This window comes from Spiroplasma endosymbiont of Sarcophaga carnaria (assembly GCF_964019595.1).
GTDB lineage: Bacteria > Bacillota_I > Bacilli_A > Mycoplasmatales > Mycoplasmataceae > Spiroplasma > Spiroplasma poulsonii.
In genome coordinates, this window is record NZ_OZ026456.1 from 1,225,218 (window position 1) to 1,245,902 (window position 20,685).

At 29.8% G+C, this 20,685-nt stretch carries 22 protein-coding genes and 1 pseudogene; 19 read left to right on the forward strand and 4 right to left on the reverse strand.

Going from position 1 to position 20,685, the window contains the following annotated elements; translation table 4 throughout:
- The first annotated feature begins 2 nt into the window (after window positions 1-2).
- The 5 genes from AACK91_RS07005 (at window position 3) to AACK91_RS07025 (ending at window position 3,633) form a co-directional block, all read left to right on the forward strand.
- Complete coding sequence (locus tag AACK91_RS07005) at window positions 3-485, forward strand: AAA family ATPase (protein WP_338965461.1); 483 nt, start codon at window positions 3-5, stop codon at window positions 483-485.
- 69 nt (window positions 486-554) lie between these two features.
- A complete protein-coding gene (locus AACK91_RS07010; protein WP_338965463.1) occupies window positions 555-1,547 on the forward strand; it encodes a hypothetical protein in 993 nt (330 codons plus the stop codon).
- Window positions 1,548-1,573: 26 nt separating this feature from the next.
- Window positions 1,574-2,503 (forward strand): hypothetical protein, encoded by a 930-nt coding sequence (locus tag AACK91_RS07015; protein WP_338965465.1) that lies wholly within the window; start codon window positions 1,574-1,576, stop codon window positions 2,501-2,503.
- Window positions 2,504-2,576: 73 nt separating this feature from the next.
- The gene (locus tag AACK91_RS07020) at window positions 2,577-2,984 is read left to right on the forward strand and encodes a hypothetical protein (RefSeq protein ID WP_338965467.1); all 408 of its coding nucleotides are present in this window, start codon (window positions 2,577-2,579) and stop codon (window positions 2,982-2,984) included.
- Between the two features lie 139 nt (window positions 2,985-3,123).
- Window positions 3,124-3,633: a dUTP diphosphatase gene (locus tag AACK91_RS07025; RefSeq protein ID WP_338965468.1), complete on the forward strand. Its 510-nt coding sequence runs from the start codon at window positions 3,124-3,126 to the stop codon at window positions 3,631-3,633.
- 32 nt (window positions 3,634-3,665) lie between these two features.
- Here AACK91_RS07025 and AACK91_RS07030 read toward each other — a convergent pair whose 3' ends face one another.
- Window positions 3,666-3,911, reverse strand: coding sequence for a ferredoxin (locus tag AACK91_RS07030; RefSeq protein WP_338965469.1), 246 nt, complete (start codon window positions 3,909-3,911; stop codon window positions 3,666-3,668).
- Window positions 3,912-4,010: 99 nt separating this feature from the next.
- Between AACK91_RS07030 and AACK91_RS07035 the strand changes: the two genes are divergently transcribed.
- The 9 genes from AACK91_RS07035 to AACK91_RS07075 all read left to right on the forward strand — a co-directional run bounded on the left by AACK91_RS07035 (window position 4,011) and on the right by AACK91_RS07075 (window position 12,395).
- A complete protein-coding gene (locus AACK91_RS07035) occupies window positions 4,011-4,712 on the forward strand; it encodes a hypothetical protein (protein WP_338965471.1) in 702 nt (233 codons plus the stop codon).
- Window positions 4,713-4,725: 13 nt separating this feature from the next.
- A complete protein-coding gene (gene cmk / locus AACK91_RS07040) occupies window positions 4,726-5,397 on the forward strand; it encodes a (d)CMP kinase (protein WP_338965473.1) in 672 nt (223 codons plus the stop codon).
- Window positions 5,398-6,714 (forward strand): ribosome biogenesis GTPase Der, encoded by a 1,317-nt coding sequence (gene der / locus AACK91_RS07045; protein WP_338965475.1) that lies wholly within the window; start codon window positions 5,398-5,400, stop codon window positions 6,712-6,714.
- A gap of 14 nt (window positions 6,715-6,728) precedes the next feature.
- Entirely contained in the window at window positions 6,729-7,736 is a 1,008-nt protein-coding gene (locus AACK91_RS07050; RefSeq protein ID WP_338965477.1) for an NAD(P)H-dependent glycerol-3-phosphate dehydrogenase, read from the forward strand.
- Window positions 7,737-7,806: 70 nt separating this feature from the next.
- Window positions 7,807-8,817: a hypothetical protein gene (locus AACK91_RS07055; RefSeq protein WP_338965479.1), complete on the forward strand. Its 1,011-nt coding sequence runs from the start codon at window positions 7,807-7,809 to the stop codon at window positions 8,815-8,817.
- 70 nt (window positions 8,818-8,887) lie between these two features.
- Window positions 8,888-9,148, forward strand: coding sequence for an HAD hydrolase family protein (locus AACK91_RS07060; RefSeq protein WP_338965481.1), 261 nt, complete (start codon window positions 8,888-8,890; stop codon window positions 9,146-9,148).
- A gap of 3 nt (window positions 9,149-9,151) precedes the next feature.
- The gene (locus AACK91_RS07065) at window positions 9,152-9,649 is read left to right on the forward strand and encodes an HAD family hydrolase (protein ID WP_338965483.1); all 498 of its coding nucleotides are present in this window, start codon (window positions 9,152-9,154) and stop codon (window positions 9,647-9,649) included.
- 95 nt (window positions 9,650-9,744) lie between these two features.
- Entirely contained in the window at window positions 9,745-11,337 is a 1,593-nt protein-coding gene (gpmI, locus tag AACK91_RS07070; protein ID WP_338965485.1) for a 2,3-bisphosphoglycerate-independent phosphoglycerate mutase, read from the forward strand.
- A 92-nt stretch (window positions 11,338-11,429) separates the two neighbouring features.
- Window positions 11,430-12,395 carry a CPBP family intramembrane glutamic endopeptidase gene (locus AACK91_RS07075; RefSeq protein WP_338965487.1) on the forward strand — a complete coding sequence of 322 codons (966 nt, stop codon included), beginning with the start codon at window positions 11,430-11,432 and terminating at the stop codon, window positions 12,393-12,395.
- Here the strand turns inward: AACK91_RS07075 and AACK91_RS07080 are convergent.
- The 3 genes from AACK91_RS07080 to def all read right to left on the reverse strand — a co-directional run bounded on the left by AACK91_RS07080 (window position 12,314) and on the right by def (window position 16,403).
- On the reverse strand, window positions 12,314-13,810 hold the full coding sequence (locus AACK91_RS07080) for an alanine--tRNA ligase-related protein (RefSeq protein ID WP_338965488.1): 1,497 nt from the start codon (window positions 13,808-13,810) through the stop codon (window positions 12,314-12,316). The two genes, AACK91_RS07075 and AACK91_RS07080, sit on opposite strands and share 82 nt — an antisense overlap.
- 80 nt (window positions 13,811-13,890) lie before the next feature.
- Window positions 13,891-15,654, reverse strand: coding sequence for a ribonuclease J1 (rnjA, locus tag AACK91_RS07085; RefSeq protein WP_338965490.1), 1,764 nt, complete (start codon window positions 15,652-15,654; stop codon window positions 13,891-13,893).
- A 167-nt stretch (window positions 15,655-15,821) separates the two neighbouring features.
- Entirely contained in the window at window positions 15,822-16,403 is a 582-nt protein-coding gene (gene def / locus AACK91_RS07090) for a peptide deformylase (protein ID WP_338965492.1), read from the reverse strand.
- A gap of 85 nt (window positions 16,404-16,488) precedes the next feature.
- On the opposite strand from def, the pseudogene rsmD reads away from it, so the two are divergent.
- From rsmD to argS, 5 genes and pseudogenes are all read left to right on the forward strand, one after another.
- Window positions 16,489-17,058 (forward strand): annotated as a pseudogene (rsmD, locus tag AACK91_RS07095) (16S rRNA (guanine(966)-N(2))-methyltransferase RsmD); the annotation flags it as partial.
- Between the two features lies 1 nt (window position 17,059).
- Entirely contained in the window at window positions 17,060-17,635 is a 576-nt protein-coding gene (gmk, locus tag AACK91_RS07100; protein WP_338965494.1) for a guanylate kinase, read from the forward strand.
- Window positions 17,636-17,657: 22 nt separating this feature from the next.
- Complete coding sequence (locus AACK91_RS07105) at window positions 17,658-18,314, forward strand: transcription antitermination factor NusB (RefSeq protein WP_338965495.1); 657 nt, start codon at window positions 17,658-17,660, stop codon at window positions 18,312-18,314.
- A gap of 3 nt (window positions 18,315-18,317) precedes the next feature.
- Complete coding sequence (locus AACK91_RS07110; RefSeq protein WP_338965498.1) at window positions 18,318-18,929, forward strand: RsmB/NOP family class I SAM-dependent RNA methyltransferase; 612 nt, start codon at window positions 18,318-18,320, stop codon at window positions 18,927-18,929.
- Between the two features lie 50 nt (window positions 18,930-18,979).
- Window positions 18,980-20,653, forward strand: a complete 1,674-nt coding sequence (argS, locus tag AACK91_RS07115; RefSeq protein ID WP_338965499.1) for an arginine--tRNA ligase — start codon at window positions 18,980-18,982, stop codon at window positions 20,651-20,653.
- The last annotated feature ends 32 nt before the right edge of the window (window positions 20,654-20,685 follow it).

The window sequence follows — 20,685 nt, forward strand, 5'->3', positions numbered from 1 at the left end:
AAATGATGACGCTTACAGAAAGATTAGAAGAATTAACAAAACAATTACAGCAAAATGTTTATGAAAAAGAAGAAATTTTTAATTTAGCAATGTTAGCAATGCTAAGTGGAGAATCTATTTTTCTTTTAGGAAAACCAGGAATTGCAAAATCATTAGTTTCACGACGTTTAAAACATGCTTTTAAAAATGGGACTATTTTTGAGTATTTAATGAATCGTTTTTCAACACCAGAAGAAATTTTTGGACCAATTTCAATTGAGGATTTACAAAAGGGAGTATATAAACGGTTGATTGATAAATATTTACCAACTGCGGAAATTGTCTTTTTAGATGAAATTTGAAAGGCAGGACCTTCAATTCAAAATACATTATTAACAATTATTAATGAAAAGATTTTTCGTAATGCGGGGGTTGATATTAAAGTTCCAATGAAATTATTGATTTCTGCGTCAAATGAGTTACCAGCAGGGGGCCAAGGTTTATAAGCCTTATATGATCGTTTTATTATTCGTTATATTGCCCATGGCTTAAAAGATGAAACAAATTTTAATGATATGATTGCTGGAGTAACAGAATTAGATGTTAAAGTTGATGAAGCTTTACAGATTACCCATGAAGAATATGATGTGTGACGAAAAAAAATTAATAAAGTTAAAATGACCCAATCAACATTTGATTTTATTTCACGGTTTCGAAAAGCAATGTATATTGCAACTGATGGGGAATATTATATTTCTGATCGCCGATGAAAAAAGATTGCCCATTTAATGAAAGCATCAGCTTTTTATAATGGTCTTGATACGGTTGATAAAGCTGATTGATTAGTTATTCCCTATTGTATTTGAGATGACGAACAACAAGAAGAAGAATATAATGCTATTTTTAACGAGTTTTATCTAGATGCGTTAACTTATGATGTTCGTGAAAAAAAGATTCGTTTAAGTAAAGAATTAGAAGAATTATCAGCACAGTATGAAGATATTCAAGAAGTTAATAGTCGTAAAAGTGAGTATTTGGATGTTTTTGATGGAAAATTACAAGGAACTTTTCATCGTATTCTTTGAAAAAATCAACAATATCCGATTTGTTTTATTCGCGTTGAAGATTTGATTGATGCTCGTCATAATAAAACACAACCAACATTAGTTGAATTATATTATGGCGAAGACTTAGATAATATGGTTGATGTGTTACAAACTGAAATTAGTTATGTCAATGATAGTACTTTTAAAATTATTAAAACATATGAGGAAATTAGAGTTGAAATTAAAAATTCAAAAGTTGAAGATAATAATTCTAAACTTGAAAAAAGAATTTTAGCAGTTGAACGTGAAATTGATAAGTTAGCAACTGCTTTTCCTGATGAAAAAGAACGTTTATTAGAATTAAATTGTATCTTTTTTAGAGACCGTTTTATCTTAGCTGTTAATAATGCTTTTAATGATGACAAACTGAATTTTAATGAGGATATTATTGAAGTTGATTATCGTTCAAAAGATAATACCGAACCTAATTCTGGCAGTTTATCAAATTTAGTTAAAAATTAATTTTGTAAAACAAAGGAGTATTCATTATGAATCCATATTTAGAGCAAAAAGCAGGGGTTAAATTAGCGGAAAAATTAATAGAATTAAAAAAGACTTATTTAGCTAGTCCAAATTTTGCTCTGGTTAAAAAATCAAATCGATGATTAAGTGATATTTTTGATCAAGAAATTAATAATTTTTATGATAAAAAAATTGAAGATGAAATTATGAAAATTAAATTGAGTCCAAATATTGAAAAAGAAATTTATTTATTTCATTGAATTAAAGTTAATGGGTATGAAGGATTAAAAAAGAATTATGCTTCAACACAGGATTTTTTATTTAAAGTCAATTCACCGTTTTATGATCGGTTAAACTATTATCGTTATGAATTTAATAAGAAAAATAATAATCCTAATATGTTATTTCGAGATTTTGTTGGGATGTGAGAATCCATTTTAATTAAAAGAATTAATGATTATCGGTTCACTAAAATTGAAGAGTTACGCAGTAAATTTATGCAAGATTTGTACAATAAGATTGCAATTTATCATCAAGCAAATAGTTTATTAAAGACAGTATGAAATTTTTTTGGAAAAATGTGAGATCCAGCAGAACTATTAAAACCAGGTGTTGATATGACAGCAATTGATAAGTTTGCTAAATTTTTAGAAAGTAACCCCGCAATTATGGAAATTGCAACTTTATTAGGACGTTATCAGGGTGAAAGTAATTTAATTGAACAACGAATTTTAGAAGAAATTGTAATGGATTTTGAGTGAAAACCAGTTGGTTCATCGCCAGAAGAAATCATTGGGGCGACTGAATCAAAAGATTTAGAACATATGTTTCCTGCTGAATTATTTTTATTACGTGATCCTATTTTAAAATATATTTTTTATAAAAAATATATTGAAGGAAAATTAACAACATTTGAATTTTTATCACAAGATAAAGGTTCCAAAAGAACAAATTAAATTAACGACAGTTGAATCATATGTTCTTGAAGAGAAAGGGCCAATTGTGTTGTCAATTGATACATCTTCTTCAATGCGTGGTAGTCCGGAACAAATTGCTAAAGCATTGGCGTTGGCGATTGCTAAAATTGCTTTATCAGAACATCGTCCGTGTTATATGATTAATTTTTCAAAAAGTTTAGATGTTTATAACTTATCCCAACTAAAAGATTCTGTTCCAAAGTTAATTGATTTTTTATCAAAAAGCTTTGGTGGTGATACGGATTTTGAGCCAGCATTGCAACATACTTTAACGGTAATGGATAGTAATGAATATTTTAATGCGGATTTATTATTAATTAGTGATTTTATGACATCAGATTTATCATCTGATATTATTGAAAAAATTAATATATTAAGAAAAAGACGTAATCGTTTCCACGCCATTATTATTGGGACAATGGGAGAAGAAAAGGCGACAACAGTTTTTGACAACGCATAAATTTATGATCCTCGTGATCCGTTTGCTTCAGAACGGATTATTGCTTCATTAACGGGGGAAGTTGTTAAGAAATATGATAAAATTCCAGGAGCAAAAACTATTTTAAACAAAATTAGAACAGAACAGGGGGTCAATAACAATGTTAAGTAACGCAACTTTTGCATATTTACTTGAAAATCAAAAAAAGATAGATCATCATATTTTAACAAAATTTAAGTTAAATGATGAACAAACCTTAGATAAACGAATTTTGGCTTTTCTAGTTGAACTAGCCGAATTTATTAATGAACAACGTGATTTTAAATATTGAAGTATCAAACCAGCTTCAGAACAAGATGTTTTGTTAGAAGAATATATTGATGGAATTCATTTTTTAATTAGTATTGGTAGTAGTTTACAAGTTGATTTTAATAAATTTCATTATCAAAATAAATACTTTGGTAAAGTAGTTAGTTTAACAAAACTCTATTTAGAATGTTTTGCTGCTTGTGCTAAATTAATTAAAAAACAAACAACTAAAATTTATTTTCAAGTTTTAAACCAATATTTAATTATTGCTGCGCAGTTAAAGTTTACGGAAACTGATTTAATTACAGCATATAATAAGAAAAATGAAATTAACTTTGCTCGTCAAGAAAATAATTATTAAAAAATGTTTTATAAATATTTATAAAACATTTTTTAATCAGTATCAAGACTACTTTTTCGATTTTCTTTAAATTCTTCTAATGTTTTAATAAAAATGGCAGCCGTTGGACAAACCATTTGTGCTTCAACTAGTTCTTGAACATTTTCAGTTGTATTTGCAAAACCATCATCATCCATAAAGAATGTTTCGGTTTCATCAATCATAATACAGCTTCCACAAGAAATACACAAGTCAGTGTTAACATATGTTCTTTTCTTTGAAATATCGCGGTCTGCCATCGAGATCCCCCCACTATCTTATTTATTACTATAATGATAACAAAAATTTTAATAATAATATATAATTTTAATGTAGTTTGAAAAAGTTGGAGGAGTACAATGGAAACTAGAATGGAAAAATTTGCCCAACTACGTGAGATGATCAAGAAGGAAATTGAATTAGATCAAGAAATTAATCAGGCAAATCAAGTAATTAATAGTTATATGGCAAAATTAAATGTCATTGATGCTACTTTCTTTAACAATGTTAAATCAGATTTTGAACAAGAATTTAGCTGAGAAAAAGTATATTTGGATAAAAATCCAGATGAACAACCATATCCATCTGATTTTAAATATGATTTACAGCAATTATTAGAACAAGTTGTTAGTACAACAAATATATCCGCTCAAGTTAATTTAAAAAATGATCAAGATGCTGGTGATATTATGCATAATATTTTAATTGCTGAAACATTGTTAAATAAACCAACTTATCAAAAATATCAGACAATTTTAGAAAGTATTCTAGCTGAAAAAATTACATATCACCGTTTAAGTGATAAAATCCAAGAAGAAAATAGTGATTTTAAAATTAATTCAACAAACATTGAATTTAGTACAATTGCTCATATGCGCAAAAATGACAATCGTAGTACAGCAGAAATGTTAAAGGAATCAAGTATTTTATTAGAAGAAAAGCATAATAATGTTCTAGTTACTTATCGTAAAATAAAACTAAACTATAAAATGTTATTATTAACAATACTTTTGCTTGTTATTTTATTAGGTGCTTGTTTGGCACTAATCTTTGTGTTATAGAAAATGGGAGAAGATGATGAAATTAAATATAGCTATTGATGGTCCAGCTGGTAGTGGTAAGTCTTCTGCCGGTTATGAATTGGCCAAAAAATTAAACTATCAATTTATTGACACCGGATTAACTTACCGTGCTTTTACTTATTTTTGTGCAAAGGCACAGATTGATTTTAGTAATAATCAGCAGTTACAAGTTCTATTAACAAAGTTTAATTATCAAGTGTTAAACAATAAAATTTATGTTAATAATGAAGATGTCACAGCAATGCTTCAAACAAGTTTAGTTTTGGATAATATTAATAAAATTACCGGTCTTGAGTTTATTCGAACAGCAATGGTAGCATTACAACGCCAATTAGTTACTAAGAAGGGTAATGTTGTTGTTGGTCGTGATATTACAACTGTTGTTTTGCCGGATGCAGAAATAAAAATTTATTTAACAGCTAGTATTGCTGCTCGCGCTAAACGAAGATGAAGTCAAAATAATGAAAATGATATTACACCAAATAATTTAACAGAAATTACTACAAAGTTAAGAGAACGTGATCATGTTGATACAAGTCGGACAGTTGGAACATTAAAAATTGCTGCTGATGCAATTGTAATAGATACTAGTAGTTTAACCTTTGAACAAACAGTCGCTGCAATTTATCAAGTTGTAATGGAATATAAGAAAGTAGGAAAATAAATGGCACAAAAAGGAACCGTAGCAATTGTAGGACGACCAAATGTTGGGAAATCAACATTATTTAATCGTATTATTAAAAACCGTCTTGCAATTGTTGAAGATACTCCTGGTGTTACACGGGATCGAATTTATGCCTTTTCGGAATGATTAACGCGTGAATTTTTAATGATTGACACCGGAGGAATTACTTTAGATAATGAAGCAATGTTTGCCCAAGAAATTAAAATGCAAGCAGAAATTGCGATTGCGGAAGCTGATGTTATTATTTTTGTTTTATCATATAAAGAAGGAATTACCCCAGATGATGAAATGATTGCAAAAATATTATATCGGGCAAAGAAACCGGTTTTATTAGTTATTAATAAATATGATAAACAAGAAAAAGAAAGTGAATTATATGAATATATGACATTAGGATTTGGTGAACCAATTGCCGTTTCAGCAACGCATGGGATTGGGATTGGTGATTTATTGGACAAAGTCATTTCTTATTTAGACCAAATTCCAATTCAACCAAAAACGGAAGGAATTCATTTTTCTTTAATTGGAAAACCAAATGTTGGGAAATCATCATTAACAAATGCGATTTTAGGAGAAGAACGAGTAATTGTCTCACCAATTGCAGGAACAACAACTGATTCAATTGACACAACCTTTAAACGAAATGATCACCTTTATACGGTTATTGATACAGCGGGGATTAGACGGAAGGGGAAGGTTTATGAAAAATTAGAAAAATATAGTGTTCTTCGTGCCGTTAGTGCCATTGAAAGAAGTGATCTTGTTCTATTAATCATTGATGGGACAGTAACAATTACTGATCAAGACACTAATATTGCTGGAATTGCTTTTGAACAAAACAAGCCAATTATTTTAGCTGTTAATAAATGGGATGCTGTTGTCGAAAAAAACGACCGTTCAATGCAGACAATTGAAAGTCAAATTCGTGGTTATTTTAAATATTTAAGTTATGCAAAAATGGTTTTTGTTTCAGCATTAGAAAAAAAACGTTTGCATATATTATTTCAAACAATTGACGAGGTTTATACTGGTTTAACGCAACGCATCAAAACAAGCGTTTTAAATGAAATTTTAGTTAAAGCACAATTGTTAAATCCACCGCCAGATTTTAATGGTGGTCGAATAAAAATTTATTATGCAACACAACCCGAAAGTATGATTCCAACTTTTATTATGTTTTGTAACAACCCTAAATATATTCATTTTTCTTATAAACGGTTTCTTGAAAATCAAATTCGTGAACATTTTGGGTTTGATGGTGTACCAATTAAAATATTATTTAGAGAAAGAAAGTAATGAGGTAAGTAATAATGAGAAAAGAACAAAAGAATATTACTATTATCGGAACGGGAGCATATGGTACTGTTTTGGCTAATGTTTTAACAGATAATGATCATAATGTTATAATGTATGGCATTGATAGCAAAGAAGTTAATGATATTAACGATGAACATTTAAATATTCATTTTTTTGGTGATTTAAAAATTAATCGGGAAATTAAAGCAACAACTAATTTTACCGAAGCTGTTGAAGACGCTGAATATATTATTTTGGGAATTCCAGTTATTGCTATTAAACCAATTATTGAAAGAATTAATCAAACAGTAACAAAACCAGTTGTTATTATTAATGTTTCAAAAGGATTAGATCCTGAAACACATGAAGTATTATCACGTTCAATTGGAAAATTAATTAATAATCAAATTTTAAAAGCATATGTTGGAATTTATGGTCCAAGTATTGCTAAAGAAGTTTTACAACGAAAACCAACGTGCATTATGGCAGTTTCAAATGAAATTGCAATGGCCCAAGAAGTTCGTAATTTATTTAATAATGAGTATTTTGTTACCTTCGCAAATACCGATGTTGTTGGTGCTGAATATGCTGTTGCCCTAAAAAATGCTGTTGCAATTGCATCGGGGATTTTTAACGGTCTTTATGCATCAGATAACGCTAAAGCAGCATTAATTACGATGGGATTAAATGAAATTCAACTTTTTGCAAAAGCAAAAGGTGCTCGGATTGAAACTTTTTTAAATTTTGCCGGATTAGCAGATTTAATTTTAACTGCAACTTCAAGCAAATCACGAAATTACTCACTTGGTTTTGAAATTGCACAAGCAGATGATGCTAAAAAAGTCTTAGCAAGTCATGCTAAGACAGTTGAAGGTGTTTTAACTTGTAAAACAATTGTTTTAGATGCTCGTGCTAATAAAATCGTATTACCATTGTTTGAAGCGTTATATGATATTTTATATAACAATAAGCGTCCAAGTGCGATTATCAATAGTGTTTTTACAAAAGCAATATTGGCATAGCAAAAATCCTCATTTTATGGTATAATTTTTATACAATAGTGTATGGCAATATATAGTGAGAGGGCATAAAATGAGTTTACATCATACTTGAAATAATAATGGTTTAGAAAATAAACCTGACAATAATCAACAACAGCTTTCCCCTAATCAAGGGAATAATTTTAGTGCTGCACCGCAACAATATCAGCAGAATGTTGCACCACAGCAGTATCAACAACAACCATTAGCACAGCAATATTCACAACAACAAAACTTGATGCAACAACCACCACAAAGTGTTGCCCCGCAGCAATATTCACAGGCGCCGCAGCAATATTCGCAGTCACAGCAGCAAACAGCTAGTGCGCCGTCGCAATATCAGCAGAATGTTGCGCAGCAACAATATCAACAACAACCATCAGCACAGGAATATTCACAGGCACAGCAATCGGGACAAAATACAGCGCCGCAACAATATCAGCAACAACAGCATCAACAATATCAGCAACCAATTATGAATCAGCAACGTGCTAATTTTGCACCAACAGTGCAACAGAATTCACAAGGGATAAATCCAACGCCTAATGTGCAACAATCAGCGGCAGCTCCAACACAGAATCAAACATTAGCGGAGCGAATTGCTAATTTACAAAGTTGTGGTTTAAATCAAAATGAAAATTATTATGGGCAAAAAAACATTAAACCATCCGATTTGTTAAATGTTCCAATTGATCATAATATTAAGGTGGGTCTTGGTAAAAATATGAATATTGCAGCATCTTTACCAACCGATTTATTTGAAGATGAAAATAGCAAAGGAAGTCGTAAAAAAAATCGAAAATTAAATACTAATATTGAAAATGATGGAACACAATGTCAATGTAAAAATTGTACAAAAAAATCACGTCCTTGATTAACAGTCTTCGTTAGTGTTTTAATAATGTTAGCAATTTTAGGTGGTTGTGTTGGCGCTATTTATGGTTTTCGCACCGAAATTAAAGATTGATTATTAGGAACAAACCTAACTGTTAGTAAAAGCGCGGGAGCATTAATGTCAGATAATAAATCAATATCACCAACTACTTATTATTTAAATTCATAAACCATATTTAAAAATATGGTTTTTTCTTTTACAATATAATTATGGAATTTTTAATAGAAAGTAGGAAATTATGAGAAATATTAAATTAATCGCATTAGATATGGATGGAACTGTATGTCGTTTTCATCAAGGGATTGAAACGGATAATATTATGCCAATTATTAAAGCCCAAGAAATGGGAGTGCGAGTTATCTTTGCAACGGGACGACCAGTTTTAACATCCTTGCCAGAAGCTTTAAAAGTAAAAATGGATTATTTTCAGCAGTATTTTATTGGTTTTAATAGTGCTTGTATTTATGATATTAAAACAAACAAGATTGTGCATCAATAAACGTTGTCTATCCTGCAAGTTAACTTTTTATTTCAATTAGCAACAAAATATCACAAAAAAATATGATGTTATATTGATGATTTAACAAAAGTAGTTGTTAATTTTGATCCTATTGCCGAAAATAACCCAGAATTAACTTTCTTTCATGGTGAATTTATTCAATATGATAGTTTATCGGAAGTGAAAAATACTGATTACAAATGTATTATAATGGATGTCCAGGAAACGGATGAATTTATTACTTTAGCACGTGCTGAAAACATTGAAATTGCAATTGATGCTTCCCATACCGCTGAAGTAAATGCTCCTGGAATTAGTAAATTAGCAGGTTTAAAATGAATTTCACAACAGTGGGGGATTGCCCTATCAGAAATGATGGCAATTTGTGACAGTATGAACGATTATTGAATGATAAAAAATGTTGGGTTAGGAATTGCAATGAATAATGGGCAGGATCAAATTAAAGCAATCGCAAAAGATATTACTAGTAATATTGAATAAGGCGGCGTTGCAAAAATGATTGAAAAATATATTCTCAATAGTAAAAAATAATTATATAATTGTTGAGGAAAAAGAAAAAGAGGAGAAATATTAAGATGAAAGCTAAACAACCAATTTTATTAGCAATTCTTGATGGATGAGGAATTGCCCCTGATTCAAAAGGAAACGCTGTTACACAAGCACATATGACAAATGTTGAAATGTTAAAAGCAAAATACCCTTGAGTAGCTGCTCATGCATCGGGAGAATGAGTTGGGTTACCAGCTGGGCAAATTGGAAATTCAGAAGTTGGTCATATTAATTTGGGCGCTGGTAGAATTAAATATGAGTCATTAACATTAATTAATAAAGCTATTAAGGATGGAACTTTTAATCAAAATCCAGAAATCTTAGCCGCAATTAATTTTGCAAAACAAAATAATAGTGCTTTTCATATCATGGGATTGTTTTCTGATGGTGGTGTTCATTCCCATCTTAATCATATCTTTGTCGCGTATCAATTAGCAGCAAAAGAAGGTGTTAAGGAAATTTATTTACATTTATTTGGTGATGGTCGTGATACTAAACCAGAATGTATTAAAACATATATTGAACAATTTAACGCTTTACAAGCAGTTTTAAAAGTAGGGGTGATTGCTACAATTGGGGGTCGTTATTATGCAATGGATCGTGATAAAAAATATGACCGGGTGCAAGTTGCATATGATGTTTTAGTTTCACGAAAAGGAGCTGAGTTTAGTGACCCGTTAGCCTATATTGATCAAGAATATGCGGCTGGTCGTAATGATGAGTTTTTAATGCCAGCTTATAATATCAATACCCCACAAGGCTACATTAAAGCGGGCGACGGCGTATTTTTTGCTAACTTTCGTCCTGACCGGGCAATTGCGATTGCTTCAGCATTAACAAATGCTAATTTTCCTGTTAATGAAGCAGAAAGTTATTTTGTGCCAAAATTAAATGACATTTATTTTGTGTCAATGATGGAATATGCTGAAACAGTTGGGTCAAAACATGTTGCTTTTCAACCAATTGAAGTTGTTAATGGCTTGGGAGAATGGTTAAGCAAAAAGGGTTATCGTCAGTTGCGAATTGCTGAAACAGAAAAAATTGCGCATGTGACGTTTTTCTTTGACGGAGGAAAAGACTATTTTAAAAATGGGTTAGCAACTCAAGCTGAAATTACATTGCCATGTGCTTCAGCTGATTTGATTCCATCACCAAAAATTGCAACATATGATTTAAAACCAGAAATGTCAGCATATGAGATTACTAATAAATTGATTGCTGAAATTGAACGTAATGAATTTGATGTTATTATTTTAAATTTTGCCAATTGTGATATGGTTGGTCATACTGGAATTTTACCAGCAGCGATTGCAGCAGTAAAAACAATTGATGATTGTCTTGGCAAAATTTATCAAGCAATGCAGAAAGTTACTGGAATTATGATTATTACAGCTGATCATGGTAATGCTGAAGTTATGATTGATGAAACTGGGGGACCAAATAAAAAACATACTTCCCAATTAGTTCCAATTATTATCACTAAAGCAGGATTAAAATTACGTGATAAAGACCCAGCGATTGCTGATATTGCACCAACCATTTTAGAATTGTTGGATGAGGAAATTCCGGTTGAAATGACACAACCATCATTAATTGTTAAATCAGAAGATATTATCTAATATCTTTTTTTATGAAAGAATTCGTAATTTTAACAATATTTTAGTTATAATCGGTATATAATTAACAAATAGGGTTTAAAGGAGTATTAAAGATGAATGATAATGAAAATGTTTATAATAATTTTAAAAGACCATGATATGAATTAAAACCAACCGTAGTTGACCGTGCAGAACCATTTGATTTTAAACTGGTGAATGTTCGTAATACTGGTTATATTTTTATCGGAACAGCAATCTTTGCTCCATTTTTTATTAGTATTTTAATTTCTTATTTATTTGCGCATGATCAATATTCATTAGTTGGGATGAATTTTGTTAGTTGAATTATTGTTGCTGTTGGTTCTTATTTTGTTATTAGTCGTGCTCAAAACGAAATTATGCTTTCTGGGGCAATTGTATTTTATTATTTTTATTTTATTCCTAATATGGTTGGTTTAATAATTGGTATTATTGCTAATTTATTTCAACCATCTGCTGCTGCGTTAACAACAATTAATTTATTAACAAGTTTAATTGCTGCGTTGGTGACGATTTTTATTACTTACAAAACTTCGCCATTTATTTTTAAAAAAATTAAATTAACTTTTAAACAAGACTATAAACGTTTATTGCTAGTTAGTGCAATTGCAATTGTTGTGGTTTTTCTTTTTAATCTTACTTTTGGTTATTTACAATCATTAATAACTCCAACTGCATCAAATAATCAAAATAGTTTAATTAAAGGGCTTGATAAGTGGTGAAATATTGTTATTTTATCGATTTATACGGTTTTTGTTGCCCCAATTATTGAAGAGTTAGCTTGTCGGCATGGAATTTTTAGTTTAACGGGAAATAAATGAATTGCTTTTGCTGCTTCAACAATTTTTTTTGCTGGAATGCATGTTACGGCAACTGGTGATTGAGAACACCTTCTTGGTTATTTAGGCGCAGCACTAGCATTAGGGATGTTGTTCATTGTTGTTAATGGCAATGTAACTTATAATATTATTGCTCATAGTGGTTTAAATTGTATTAGTACTATTTTAATTATTGCCGCACCAAGTTTTCTAACTAGATAAAATAAAAAGACCTTCTTGGTCTTTTTATTTTTTAGAGTAGTTAATAATTGTTCTAAAAATAAATTAATTTCATTTTGATATGTAAAACTAATAAAGAATGGGGTTCCACCACCGGTAACTTTAAATTGTTCTTTATTTGTTTGTAAGAAATTATTAAGATTAAATTCAGTTTGATTTTTTTTCGTAAAACTAATAAAACCATACTTTAACCTTGTATTAACAAAAATAATTAGGGTATTTTGATGTTCTTGTAAGTATTTATTTAATTTATTACGAACTAATTCAAGGGTTATTTTTTCATCATTAATAATAATTTCTTGCACTGTTAAATTATCGTTAATAGGAATTGTTTTAAATGGAAAAGTGGTTTCTTCAATAATTTGTAATAGTTGTTTATATTTAACTTTTGCTGTTTCATTTAAGTCTTTTTCTAATTTTTCAATATTAAGGTTTAAATTATTTTTTTCAATCAAAGTTGTTGGAACCGAAAAATTAGGAATGATAAAAGTAAAAGTTGGATCATAACCACTAATTTTTTTGACGCTTTGTTCTAATGCTGTTCTTTTTTGGTTAATTCAGTTCGTAAAATATGCTTGTGTTGTTGCTTTATTGGTTGAAAATTGAATTCTAACTTTCTTTTTATCAACTCAACAATCTCAAATTTCAAAAAAATCAATTTCTTGTAAATTATTAACATGGGTTCCACCACATAAATCAATTGTTGCTGTAGGGAATTCAACAACGCGGACAATTGGGTCATATTCAAAATTTGGATGAGCAATTTTTAATTTTATTGCTTCGGCAATTGGCATTTGATGTTCAATTTTAGCAATATCATGTTTAATTAAATCATTAATAATTTTTTCTCGCGCTGTTAAAATAATATCTAATCAATTATAAACTTTATTCATTGCCAATAAAGCATAATCCGTTTTAATTTGAACTGAATATGTCATTTCACCATCATTTAAAATTTGCTCAATAATATATGACAGAAGATGCTGTGCTGTATGGTTTTTAGTAAGTTTAATGCGCCGTTCTTGGTCAATTTTTTGTTCTAAAGTATCATTAAGCTTAATTGTTGTTCCTTGTGTATCAACAAGATGAAGATATACTTTTTTATAAATTTGTTTATTAAGATCAAAAACGCTAATTGTATGTGTATCTTTCATTAAAATAGCAGTATCGGAGATTTGACCCCCACCAAGGGCATAAAAAACAGTATGATCAAAGGCGACAAAACCAATTCCATTTATAATTTGTTCAATAGGGTGGCCAGCTTCGTTAAAAAGCGCTAAAATAGTTCCTTTATCAGTTGTTTGTTGATACCCATGAAATTTTGTTAAGGGAATTATCACTTTGTTGTCTTGTTTTTTTAAGTTAGTTCATAATAATTCAATTTGTTCATTATTCATAGTTAATAATATCCTTTCTTAGTATTAATTAAAATTATATGTCATTTTATAAAATAAAAAAGAATAATTAAAATATTCTTTTATTTTTTATTTAAAATGACAGGAATAATTAGCGGATTACGACGTTTATAACGGTAAATAAACGGCGATAATGATTGTTTGATTGCATTTTTAAGAGCACCAAAGGTTGGTTTTTGTGTTTTTAAAACTTCATTAACTGCTTCGGTTGCTAAGCGAATTGATTCATTAATAATATTTCCTGATTCTTTAACATAGAAACTTCCTCGTGAAATAATACGAGGAGGGGTTAATAACTGGTTATTTTGTGAATCAATTGAAATAACAACAGCAATTAAACCATCTTTTGACAAAATCTCACGATCACGAACAACGGCAGTTGTTTGTCCAGATAAGTCTTTTCCATCCACATACACCGCTTCAGCTTCAATTCGTTTTCCGATGGCAGCTGTCCCATTCAACATTTCAATTTGATCACCATTGGCACAAATAAAGACGTTTTCTTTTGGGACATTAACACTACTTGCGGTTTCACCGTGTTGACGTAACATACGATAATCCCCATGCATTGGCATAAAATATTTTGGTTTTAATAATGTAAATAATAGTTTTTGTTCTTCTTGTGAAGCATGTCCTGAGGTATGGATTTGATTTAACGGACTATTTTCTTGAACAATTGCGCCAGCACGAACTAGTTTATTAATAACACGTTCAACATCAGCTTGGTTACCAGGAATTGGCGATGATGAGAAAATAACAGTATCACCAGGAACAATTGAAATATGTTGATGTTGATTATTTGCAATTCGTGATAAAGCAGCCATTGGTTCTCCTTGGCTTCCAGTACAAATAATTAAAATTTCGTTATCCTTATAGTTTTTAGCATCATTAGCTTTAATAAAGGCTTTATCAGAAATTTTTAAGTGTCCCATTTGTCGGATAATTTTAATAATTCGATCTAAACTTCTCCCGAAAACTAAAATTTTACGACCATATTTATTCGCAATTTCAACAATGTGTTGAATCCGGTGAACATTTGAAGCAAATGTTGAAATTAGGATTCGTCCTTTTGCTTTTACGAATAATTCTGCAATATTTTTAATAATTTTTGTTTCAGTTTGAGTATATCCCTCAACTTCGGCATTTGTACTGTCAGCCATTAGTAACATAACACCTTCTTGGCCCACATTTGCCATTCGTTCAATATCTGAACGATGTCCTAATGGTGTTCAGTCAAATTTATAGTCTCCTGTTGATACGACTTTTCCATTTGGTGTCATAACTGACATGCCAAAAGCATCAGGAATACTATGGTTAACAGCAAAAAAGTTAATCTTAAAGTTTTTTGTTTTAATAACACTCATATTGTCAACTTCTTTGACAATAGTAGTTTGTTCTAACTTTGCTTCTTTTAATCGGTCACGAATTAAAGCAGCAGCTAGTCGAGGAGCATAAATGATTGGAATTGTTACTTCTCTTAATAAGTATGGAATTCCCCCAATATGGTCTTCATGCCCGTGGGTAATAAATAGGGCTTTTATTTTTCGTTGATTTTCTTTCAAATAATTGTAATTTGGAATAACAGCATCTACTCCAAGCATTGTTGAACTAGGAAATTTAACTCCTGCATCAAGCATAATTAGTTCTTCATCATGTTCAATACAGTATGTATTTTTACCAACTTCTTCTAACCCTCCTAGGGCAAAGACTTTTGTTGGAAACTTATTTTTAATAATATTTTGTGTTGTTGTTTTTGGTACTATACTAGCTGGTTTTGTAGTTGCTGGTTTACTAATTTTATTTATTTCTTTGTTTTCTTCATTCATTGAAATTATCACCTCATAATTCTAAAAATTCATAGTTTTTTCTTTATTAAATTTATTATTTAATAAAGAAAAAAAGTTAATCTCCCAGTATGCAAAAAATTATAACACAAAGATTAATAAGTTTACAAAAAAATACTTTTTCTTAAAAAAGTTAAAAGTTATTAAATTTATAAAATAATCCAATCAGAATTTTTTAATCAAGGATTCTTTTTATTAATTAAGTCATAATATAATTTACCTTCTAAATGTTCTTGTTCATGTTGAAAAACAATTGCTTCATAACTTCGAACGGTAATTGTTACCTTTTGTTGTTTTAGATAGTCATATCCTTCAATGATAATCCGAAAACTACGGGGAACAAAACCTTCTTTATCACCATCAACACTTAAACAACCTTCTCCTTCTTCAATACAAGCTAATTGGCTACTTTTGCCACTAATTTTTGGATTAATCATGGCATGCTCATTTATTTTTTTGGTTCCAGTTTCATCATCAGTATCTTCGATTCTAATATAATACATCTTAATATTATGACCAATTTGTGGGGCGGCAAGGCCAACGGCAGGTCTAATGGTTTGTTTATCATTTTTTTGTGGATCTTGTGAATATCGGACAAAATCAATTAGTTTTTGCATAACAAGTTCATTTTCAGGCAATAATGGGAATGAAACATCACTTGATGATTGTCGAATTGATGGTGTATCATCAAATACTAATCAGTCTTTACTTGGAATTTCATTTTGCAACACTAAAAATCACCTCTTAAAAAATTATAACATATCCCATAATTATTAAAGAAATTTAGTATAATTTAAAAAAGATAGAAAAGGGACTAAAACGATGCGTGTAATTAGGGGAAAATATAAGGGTTATCAAATTAAGACATTAGGGGGGATGAATACACGACCCATGACAGCCCGGGTAAAAGAGGATATGTTTAATATTTTAGATAATTATTTTATTTATGAAAATAAAACTGGTTTAGATATTTTTGCTGGTAGTGGTCAACTAGGAATTGAAGGGTTATCACGTGGTTTACAGCAATGTTATTTTAATGATTTTCATCAAGGTGCTTACCAAATAATTACAACTAATCTTCAAAACTTAAAAATTACGAATGGAAAAGTGTTAAATTATGATTATAATGTGTTATTAAATTGAATAATTCAAAACCATAGCACAATTGATATTTTATTTTTGGATCCACCTTTTAAACAAATTGAATATTATTATGATATTATTACTATAATATTGAAAAACAATATTATAAATAACTATGGAATAATAGTTTGTGAATCAAATCAAGAACTATCATTTGTTCAATTTGACTTAGTAATGTTACGTTACAAAAAATATAAAAAAAAGTATTTATATATACTACGTTTAGAAAAAGGAGAAAATTAGTGTGCAAAAAAAAGGTTTTTTAATTATCTTCTCTGGTCCATCAGGCGTTGGCAAAGGAACAATTTGTCAGGAGTTGTTCAAGTATGAAGAATTAAATTTAGCTTATTCAGTTTCAATGACAACAAGGGAAAAGAGGTCAGATGAAATTGAGGGCTTAAATTATTTCTTTGTTGATCGGCCAACCTTTGAAAATGCAATTAAAAATGATGAGTTATTAGAATATGCAGAATTTGTTGGGAATTATTATGGGACCCCAAAATCATATTGTATTGAACAAATTGAAAAGGGAAATAATGTTTTATTAGAAATTGAAGTTCAAGGAGCAACACAAGTATTAGAAAAAATTACTGATGCAGTTTCAATTTTTTTAATTCCACCAAGTTTAGAAGAATTAGAGAGCCGAATTCGGGGTCGAAAAAGTGAACCGGAATCTGTTCTTCAAGCCCGGTTAGCAAAAGCAGCTGATGAACTTCCGTTACAAAGTAACTATAATTATGTTGTTGTGAATAATACCGTTGAACAAGCAGTGGCAGAAATTAAAACAATTTTAGAGCAAGAAATTGCTAATCGTATATAAGTTAACTAAAGGTGGTTAAGGTATGCGAGCAAGAGAATTAGCCTGAGATATTCTGTGAAAAGTTTTTGCAAAGAATAAATTTAGTAATCATTTATTAGCAAAAACAATTGAACTAAATGCCAGTTTTACTGACCAGGATAAAACCTTAGTTTATCGAATTGTTTATGGCACTCTTAAGAACAAATTATATTTAGAATATATTGCTAATCAATTTATTGATAATAGAAAAACTAATCAAAAACTCCAAGTAATTTTATGAATGAGCATTTATCAATTTCGTTTTTTAGACCGAATTCCAAATTATGCTATTGTTAACGAAGCAGTTAATATTGGCAAAAAACTTAATCCAAAATATGCCGGGTTTGTTAATGCTACTTTAAAAAAGATTTTTGAAAGTAAGGAAGATATTTTTGAAATTAAACTTACTGATGAAACAAAAAAGTTAAGTATTAAATATAGTTTTCCTTTGTCATTATATTTAATTCTTCGGAATGAATATAACGAAGAAGTTGCCCGAAAAGTAATGGAAGATAATTTAACAATTCCAAAGATTGCTTTTCGTGTCAATACTTTAAAAATTACACAGGATGAATTATTAACAAAGTATGCTGGTTATAATTTAACAAAAAGTGTCGTTTCTCCGGTTGGTGTTATTGCCGAAAAACCAGTTATTAATTAAGAAATGTTTGAAGAGGGCTTAATTTTTATTCAAGATGAAATGAGTATGCGAATTGCCGAAGTATTAGATCCGCAAGAAACTGATCGTGTTTTAGATATGTGTAGTGCTCCTGGTGGTAAAACAACCCATTTAAGTCAGTTAATGAATAATAAGGGTATTATCGATGCATGTGATATTAGTGAAAGAAAACTTAATTTAATTAAGACTAATGCAAAACGACTGGGAATTACAAATATTTATCCCCATTTATTAGATGCTAGAAAAATTACTGCATCAGTTAAATATGATAAAATTTTATGTGACGCACCATGTGGTGGTCTTGGTGTCATTAAACGAAAACCGGAAATCAAATATCATTCTTTTACAAATGAGAAGTTAGCTAATTTGGTCGAAATCCAAGAACAATTGTTAGAGAAAGCCTATGAATTATTAAAGCCAGGAGGTATTTTAGTTTACTCTACTTGTACATTTGAAGTATATGAAAACAACCTCCAAATTAGGAATTTTTTAGCAAAATATAATGATCTTGAAATAATTGCAACTGAGCAAACTTTTGGGTATGAAAACAATACTGATGGATTTTATTATTGTAAAATTCGAAAAAAAGATAAGTAATTATAAAAAGTATGTAAAATATATATAAGAATAAGAAAGGAAGCGGAGTTATGAATACGAACGTTAAACTGATTGAAGAACTTTTACAACAATATTTAAAGGTCCACAATTTAACAAAAGAAGTGATGGTTGAAAAACCACGGCAAGAAGGGTTTGGGCACTTATCAACAAATCTAACTTTATTATTAGCTAAGGATTTAAAAAAAGCGCCAAACAAAATTGCCGCAGAAATTATTGCCTTTATTGAAAAAAATAATAAACCGTATTTTAAAAAAATTGAAATTGCTGGGGCAGGATTTATTAATTTTACATTAGCTGATGAACAATTACAGCACGTTATTAGTGATGTTTTAAAATTACAAACAAAATATGGTCATTCAGCCCCCAAAAACTTTATTTATAATTTAGAAATTGTATCAGCAAATCCTACTGGTTTTTTACATATTGGGCATGCCCGAAACGGTGCAATTGGTGATAGTGTTGCTCGGATTTTACGTGCCGCTGGGTATAAAGTGCAAACTGAATATTATGTTAATGATGCAGGTAATCAAATTAATAATCTTGCAGTAACTGTTTTTGTAAGTTATCTAAATTTATTAGGGAAAAAAACAGAACTACCACCAGAAGCATATCGCGGGGATATGTGTGATGGGGTAGCACAATATTTTGTTGATAAGTATCAAGATAAATTTATTGATGTAACTTTTGATGAGGATTATAAACTTAGTGATCCAGAAGTGCACGAAATGTTTCGTAAGAAGTCAGTTGATTTATTTTTAGATATTATTAAGGAACAATTAAAATTATTTTGTGTTGAAATCGAACACTATTCTTCAGAAGCATCAATGTATGAAGGTGGTAAAATTCAAAGTACATTAGCACAATATTCGAAACTAAATAAAACATATCAGCTTGATGGTGCATTATGATTAAAAACAACTGATTTTGGTGATGATAAAGATCGTGTTTTAGTTAAATCAAATGGCGATTTAACATATATTACACCAGATTTAGCTTCCCATAATGAACGCTTAATGCGGTCAAAAGCTGATAAATTAGTTAATTTTTGAGGTGGTGATCACCATGGGTACATTATCCGAATGCTAGCTGGTTTACAGTTATTAGGTTATAAAAAAGATATTTTAGATATTGATATGATTCAAATGGTCCGTTTAATTAAAGATGGTGCTGAATATAAAATGAGTAAACGAAAAGGAACAGCAGTTTGATTAATTGATTTAATTGAAGAAATTGGGGTTGACCCGATTCGTTACATGTTAGTTTCAAAGAGTGCCCAAAGTCATATGGATTTAGATATTGGTGTTTTAAAAGAGCATTCATCAAAAAACCCAGTTTATTATGCCCAATATGCAACAGCACGTTGCAATAGTGTTTTACAACAAGCTAAAGTTAATGATATTAAGGTTGATGATGTCAAAACCTTTGAGTTATTAACTTCCCAAAAAGAATTAGATCTTTTAAATGATATTGATTTGTTTAATCGTTGTATTGAAGGAGCCGCAAAGTTACGTCAACCGCATCTAATTTGTGATTATTTACAAAATATTGCACGGCAATTCCATTCGTATTATAATGAATCAAAAGTTATTAATTTAGATAACTTAGAATTAACAAAACAACGTTTAGTTTTTATTAAAGTAATTTATCAAATCTTAGCAAATGCCTTTAACTTATTAGGGGTTAATGTTATTGAACAGATGTAAATTAAGTTGTGCTATAATTTATCATAGAAGAA